This window comes from Pedobacter sp. 01T416_2, from assembly GCF_056398925.1.
This window is the reverse complement of the sequence record NZ_JBFTQI010000975.1, coordinates 1-1,914: the sequence shown is the minus strand read 5'-3', so window position 1 is coordinate 1,914 and position 1,914 is coordinate 1. Positions and strand designations below refer to the sequence as shown.

General features: G+C 33.6%; 1 protein-coding gene. It reads left to right on the top strand.

What is annotated here, in order from left to right; genetic code table 11:
- Positions 1-618 precede the first annotated feature (618 nt).
- The gene (porV, locus tag AC1DPQ_RS26465) at positions 619-1,809 is read left to right on the top strand and encodes a type IX secretion system outer membrane channel protein PorV (protein ID WP_477611393.1); all 1,191 of its coding nucleotides are present in this window, start codon (positions 619-621) and stop codon (positions 1,807-1,809) included.
- The last annotated feature ends 105 nt before the right edge of the window (positions 1,810-1,914 follow it).

The following is a 1,914-nucleotide window of genomic DNA, read 5'->3' as shown; positions in this document are numbered from 1 at the left end:
CCTATAGGGATTCAACCGATAAAATTAAACAATTTTAAATGAATATATAAATAATGTGGTAATAAAATATCGATTATATTTTTGAGTGATAACGTATTATTTTATATCGTATTGTGTCTACTTACTTTTTCAGTTAAATTTAGGTTAAATAATTATAAATAAGCAAGATGAAAAGAAAGTGAGATGATTGAGAAGTGCTGTTAGCAAGCCATTAGCCCAATAGGTGGAATTACTTTTATTACAGTTCAGGTCATCTCAATATTAATTTTTTTTATGTTTTTAGTGACAGCTTAAACACGTATATATAAAAAGAGTATTGTTATAGTTTATAGAGATTGCAATAAATTAACCATATTTGATTTAAAGATTATTAAGTTGACAAATCGAATTAATAATTTTTATAGAAAAAAGAAAATAGCTCAATTATGATGCTAAATGGTTATTAGTTATTGGCTTAGGTTTTTTGCAGTCACACCTGTATGTAAAAATCGTATGTTTAATTAGTAAATAATCATAGAATTCGTAATTTGGTGAAATATAAGTTTTGGTTTTACGTTACAGAATATATTCTCCAGTTGTTGCTAAATACCAAAATCTAAAATTACGTACCTTTAAAGGATGAATTTCAAGTACATCAGTAAACTTGCTTTTTCTGCACTCTCAATGGCCTTGGTGTTTGGTAAAACAAATGCTCAGGTAACCATAGGCAATACACAAACAAATGGTAGCGAGGCAAACAATATTGTAACAGCAGTTCCATTTCTGCTCATTACGCCCGATGCCCGTGCTGGTGCAATGGGTGATGCTGGCGTGGCCGTTGCTGGTGATGTAAATTCAGCCAGCATTAATGCTTCTAAACTTGCATTTTTAGATAAACCTTACGGATTTTCTGTTTCTTATAGCCCGTGGTTAAAAAGTTTAGTACCTGATATTAATCTTGCCTATTTAAGTGGCTTTTATAAATTGGATGATCGTAATACCATTGGTGCCTCATTAAGGTACTTTTCTTTAGGATCTATTCAACTTACCGACATCAACCAACAAGACCTGGGGATTTCCAATCCGAATGAATTGGCTTTTGATGTTTCTTTTGCTCGTAATTTTGGTGAGGAATTTTCATTAGGAACATCATTAAGGTATATTTATTCAAATTTAGCTTCAGGGCAATTTTCATCATCAGGGCAGGTTCATAGCGGAAATGCGGTAGCTGTAGATGTATCGGGATTATACAAAACAACAACTACAATGTTTGGCAGGCAGACTGTTCTTTCTGCAGGCGCTAATATTTCGAACATTGGAACAAAAATGAGCTATTCTGATGGTGGAGAAAATTTCTTTTTACCTACAAATTTTAAAATAGGAGGCGCGTCTACAATTACTGTAGACGATCTCAGTACCTTAACTTTTGCCCTTGATTTTAATAAGTTGCTGGTGCCAACGCAACCGATATACGATTCGAACAATAACATTGTGAGCGGAAAAAATCCTAACCGTTCAGTTCCTGCCGGAATTTTTGGTTCGTTTAGTGATGCCCCGGGCGGTTTTAGTGAAGAATTAAAGGAAGTAGGAATTTCAACAGGCTTAGAGTACTGGTATAACCAACAGTTTGCAGTGAGAGCAGGTTACAACTATCAGAGCCCAATGAAAGGCGATAGCCGCTACTTTACCTTGGGCCTTGGATTAAAATACAACGTTTTTAATATAGATTTCTCTTATTTGATTGCAAATGCACAAACAAGTCCACTTGCAAATACCTTACGTTTTGGTCTATTGTTTAACTTTGGCGACAAAAAGATTGTTAAGAAGTAATTTTAAGCTATCAGTTTATAATTAACCGATTAACGTGTTTAAACAATTAACCTAAATACCCATGAAAATTAGAGTAGGTTTCGGATTCGATGTACATCAGTTAAA

Excerpts from the sequence above, each read along its gene's own strand:
- porV (WP_477611393.1), top strand. The coding sequence starts at position 619 with ATGAATTTCAAGTACATCAGTAAACTTGCTTTTTCTGCACTCTCAATG.